General features: G+C 63.4%; 7 protein-coding genes. 3 read left to right on the top strand and 4 right to left on the bottom strand.

Annotated elements, in window-relative coordinates; translation table 11 throughout:
* A partial coding sequence (locus PHW99_RS18180) for a glycerol-3-phosphate acyltransferase (RefSeq protein ID WP_300181054.1) occupies positions 1–486 on the top strand: 486 nt, incomplete at its 5' end.
* A 2-nt stretch (positions 487–488) separates the two neighbouring features.
* Positions 489–1,202 (top strand): amidotransferase, encoded by a 714-nt coding sequence (locus PHW99_RS18175; protein ID WP_300181051.1) that lies wholly within the window; start codon positions 489–491, stop codon positions 1,200–1,202.
* Here the strand turns inward: PHW99_RS18175 and PHW99_RS18170 are convergent.
* The 4 genes from PHW99_RS18170 to PHW99_RS18155 form a co-directional block, all read right to left on the bottom strand.
* Complete coding sequence (locus PHW99_RS18170) at positions 1,199–1,702, bottom strand: pyridoxamine 5'-phosphate oxidase family protein (protein ID WP_300181048.1); 504 nt, start codon at positions 1,700–1,702, stop codon at positions 1,199–1,201. The genes PHW99_RS18175 and PHW99_RS18170 overlap by 4 nt on opposite strands.
* 79 nt (positions 1,703–1,781) lie before the next feature.
* A complete protein-coding gene (locus tag PHW99_RS18165; protein WP_300181045.1) occupies positions 1,782–2,729 on the bottom strand; it encodes a phosphodiesterase in 948 nt (315 codons plus the stop codon).
* A gap of 4 nt (positions 2,730–2,733) precedes the next feature.
* A complete protein-coding gene (locus tag PHW99_RS18160) occupies positions 2,734–3,387 on the bottom strand; it encodes a TIGR02281 family clan AA aspartic protease (protein ID WP_300181042.1) in 654 nt (217 codons plus the stop codon).
* A 12-nt stretch (positions 3,388–3,399) separates the two neighbouring features.
* A complete protein-coding gene (locus PHW99_RS18155) occupies positions 3,400–3,885 on the bottom strand; it encodes a YajQ family cyclic di-GMP-binding protein (RefSeq protein WP_300181039.1) in 486 nt (161 codons plus the stop codon).
* 33 nt (positions 3,886–3,918) lie between these two features.
* Between PHW99_RS18155 and PHW99_RS18150 the strand changes: the two genes are divergently transcribed.
* Positions 3,919–4,454: FAD-binding protein (locus PHW99_RS18150; RefSeq protein ID WP_300181036.1), on the top strand; the 536-nt coding region annotated here is incomplete at its 3' end.

Below are 4,454 nucleotides of genomic sequence, written 5' to 3'. Positions count from 1 at the left end.
TATGGCCTGCAGGACGGGACGCTGGCCATGGTCGGCCTGGCGGCGTTCCTCGGCCACCTGTACCCGGTGTTTTTCAGGTTTGTCGGCGGCAAGGGCGTGGCCACGGCTCTCGGCGTGCTGCTCGGGCTCAATGGCTGGCTGGGTCTGGCGACCATGCTGATCTGGCTGGTCATGGCGCTGGTGTTCCGTTATTCGTCGCTGGCCTCGATCACGGCGGCGGTGCTGGCCCCGGTGTTGTATCTGCTGGCCGGTGGTGCGTTGTGGATCACCAGCAAAAGTGTGGCGTTCGGGGTGGCGGTGATGGCGCTGTTCCTGGTGTACCGCCATGCCGAAAACATCAACCGCCTGATCAAGGGCACCGAGTCGCGGCTGGGGAAAAAGGCGGCACCTGCCGCTGCTTCCGTGCCCCACGGCGCCCACCACGGGCATCCACATCACCCGGCGCCCAAGTCTGGGCACAAGTCACACCACTCAGGCAAACATTGACCATGAAACTCTGCATTCTCGAAAACGATTACCTCGACCCGGTCGTGGAGGCCACCTATGTGGGTTATGGCACCATGTTTGAACGCCTGCTGCGTGAGGCCGGCGCCACCGGGCAGATGGACATCTTCAACACGGTCAAGGGTCAGTACCCCGAGTCGTTTGATGACTACGACGCGGTGCTGTTGACCGGCAGCCGTGCGGACGCCTTTTCGCAGGAGCCCTGGGTGTTAACGCTGCGCCAGAAGGTGGAGCAGCTGTTGCAGGCCCGGAAAAAACTCGTCGGGGTGTGTTTTGGCCACCAGCTGATTGCCCTGTGCCTGGGTGCCCGGGTGGGGCGCGCGCCGCAGGGCTGGGGCGCCGGGCGCATGCAGTACCAATGGCTGGCGCCTGAGCTGCCGCAGGCGCAGGACCGCAACCACATTGCCTTGTTGGCCAGCCACCAGGACCAGGTGTTTGACCTGCCCGAAGGCGCCCGGCTGCTGGCCACCAGCGAGTTTTGCCCGGTGGCGGCGTTTGCCGTGGAAGACCGGGTGTTCTGCGTGCAGCCGCACCCTGAGTTTGTCGAAGACTACAGCGCGTTTCTGCTCAACAAGCGGCGCGCCGCGCTGGGTGAGGCGCAATACACCTCCTGTCTCGACAGCCTGTCCAAAGGCCATGACGGTGATGCCGTGGCCCGCATGATGCTGGCGTTCATTCAGGGGCAACCTGCCGCTTAACGCGGCCGCAAGACGCTGGCCAGATCGTCGACGTCCACCGGCCGGGCGGTACCAAAACCCGCCACATGGCGGGCGCTGCCGAGGGTGATCTGGACAAAGCTGAAGTCGCCGAGATGCGTCATCGGCTCGGCTTCAGGAAAACGCGTCAGGTAGGCCTGGCGTGCCGACTGTCCCTCCGGGCTGTCGGGCAGTGGCCGCCTGGCCAGCCCCTCCAGCGACACGCGCGGCAGCGCATGCACGGGCTCCCCCGGCACCTCGGGCTGCATCACCATCACCGACACCGCCGGGTTGGACAGCAAATTGCGGGTATGCGGCGCCAGCAGGCTGACATGAATCACCAGCGTAGCGGCTTGGGTGTCTACCGCAAACGGCACCATCGAAACAAACGGTTTGCCGTCGGCATCCAGGGTGCCCAGCGCGGCAACCCGCTGGCTGTGGAACAAGGCCCGCAAGGCCTGGTTCAGGCGGGATTCATGGGGGAGCGGGGTGGTTGATGTCACGAATGGGTGATGTTGATGAAAGAAATTGCCTGTTAGCCCGCGTATTATATATCTATGTAGCTATTAAAAATATAGCAAGCTACGAGGCAGAGCGGGCGCCCAGCTGCAGGATCAGATGGTGGTTGATGCGTTCTTGCACCTCGGTGCCGGCCAGGGCGGTGCTGATGCCGGGCTGGCCTTGCGCCGTGGGGTGCAGCCGTGGGGAACGGATCACGTGGCCTTTCTGGTCGATCACGATGGCCACATCGGGCTGGTAGGGGGTGAGGCCGCGGCGGGTCACAATGGCCAGCTCACCGTCGTCAAGCTGCACGAACGTGCCGGGCGGGTACAGGCCGACGATACGTACCAGGGCCGGCCCGACGGCGTTGAGGTGGCCGGCGTCACCGGTCACAAGGCTTTGTGCCGAGTCGGTGGCGCTGCGGCCTTCCCGTGACTGACGCGGACTGATCATGGCCGCGTAGCGGTCAATCACCTGCAGCACATGCGCCAGGCTGCGCGGCGGATCAGGATCGTCGGGGGCGCAGTCGGCATGGTGGTTCTTGACAATTTTGAGCCAGAGTTTGTCGGTGATGCCCTTGTCGACCAGCATCAGCACACCGTCTGCCGCGTGGGAGCGGATCGCTGCCTGTTGCCCAAAACTGGGACGGCCGCGCTGGTTGGCCAGCAGGTCCTGCAGCTCGGTCATGGCCACATTCATGGTCAGCGCCGCGCGCACCAGGCTGTTGCGTTGCGCCCTGGGCAAGGCCAGGTCCTGGGCGATCAGATCACACAACACCGCGCACATCAGCGCGTGTGAGGCGCTGTAGCCGACCGGCGACTTGATGGCCAGCTGGAACAGCAGGTACAAGCCGACATCGGTGTCCTGCTTGAGCAAGTCCTGCATCCAGTGGTCGTACTGCTCGATGCGCTGCGCAAACTCCTGGGTGCTGCCGGGGTGGAGCAGGGCCATCGCCAGCCCGGATTCCAGGTCGGACCACAGCCCCAGCAGGTCTTCGTATTCGTCTTCGGACTGGACGATCAGGCTCATGGTGTCAGTAACGGCGGTCCAGCACCATCTGGTCGTTGTTGCGGTTCATTTGAAAACGGCCCAGAAAATTGTTGCCCAGCAGCACATAGGGCATGGCACCGTCCGAGACCAGCGCCTCGATGCCATACAGCGTCACCTCACCGACGCGCAGGGTGTCAAGCTTGACGCGCCAGCTCTGGACCACCCCATTGGCGGTGCTGAGGGCGCCAACCGTGCCGTTGCGGTAGTTGAGCCCGATCTGCCGGGCCTGGGCAGCAGACAGGCTGACATAACTGGCGCCGGTGTCAATCATCATGGTGGTGGCTTGGCCGTTGATTTGCCCCTGGGTGACAAAGTGGCCGCGGGAGTCGGCACTCAGCACGATCTTGCTGCCGTTGACGTTGCTGGCGGTGTTCCCCACACTGGCTGGGGCACCGCCCAGCCGCAAGGTCTGGCGCACGCCTCCGACATCGACCTCGGCCCGGTTGTCCTGCAGGCTGACGAGTTTGACGCCCTGATAGGTCTCACCCACCGCCAGACTGCGCGGCTGGCTGCCGTTGACCACAATCAGGGCCTTGCTACCCAGCAGGCCGGCCAGCGCCACGCTTTGCGCCCACCCGCTGCCAGTGGCTGCCAGCAGGGTGCAGGCCAGGGTCAGTGGCAGCAGGCGGCGCTGCATACAGGACACCGCTTAATCGCGGAAGTTGTCAAAACTCAGGGGCATGTCGGCGATGTCTTTTTTGATCAGCGCCATGGCCGCCTGCAGGTCGTCGCGCTTGGCGCCGCTGACGCGCAGTTTGCCGTCCTGGATGGCGGCCTGCACCTTGAGCTTGCTGTCTTTGATGAGGCGCTGGATTTTTTTGCCCAGCTCGGTCTCGATGCCGTCACGCACCTTGATCACCTGCTTGACCTTGTCACCGCCGACTTTTTGCACGTCACCCTTGTCCAGAAAACGCACGTCCACATTTTGTTTGGTGAGCTTGTTGCGCAGCACGTCTTCAATCTGGCTGAGCTGGAAATCGGCGTTGCCGATCAGGGTGATTTCCTTGTCCTTGAGCTCCACCGCCGCCGGGGTGCCCTTGAAATCAAAACGGGTGGCAATTTCCTTGGCCGTGTTGTCCACGGCGTGTTTCACGTCCACCATCTTGGCTTCACAAACGGTATCAAAAGAGGGCATAAGGGTTCTCGCTAAATGTTCGACAATCCCGCCATGTTAGTCCAGAAAAACGTGCCTTTGCAGGCCATGAATACCTTTCACATCGTGGCCAAGGCCCATGCGCTCAAACGCATCCGGTCTGAAGCCGACGTGCAGGCCCTGCTGGCCGACCCGCATTGGGCCACGGCGCCGAAGCTGGTGCTGGGCGGCGGCGCCAACATTGTGCTCACCGGCGACGTCAAGCCGCTGGTGCTCAAGGTGGAGGTGATGGGGCGCCGGCTGGTGCAGGAGACAGCCAAGGCGGTGATTGTGGAGGCGGGCGGCGGTGAAAACTGGCACGAATTCGTCCGCTGGACGCTGGCGCAGGGCTACCCCGGGCTGGAAAACCTGGCGCTGATTCCGGGCACGGTGGGCGCTTCACCGGTGCAGAACATTGGCGCCTATGGCGTGGAACTGCAGGACCGTTTTGAGTCGCTGGATGCCATTGACCTGCAGACCGGGCGGGTGTTCACGCTGAACGCGGCGCAATGTGCGTTTGGTTACCGTGACTCCATCTTCAAACACCACAGCGCCCCAGCGGCGGGCACCGA

It is taken from the genome of Rhodoferax sp., assembly GCF_028689305.1.
Lineage (GTDB): Bacteria > Pseudomonadota > Gammaproteobacteria > Burkholderiales > Burkholderiaceae_C > Rhodoferax.
This window is presented reverse-complemented; position numbering and strand designations above follow the sequence as displayed.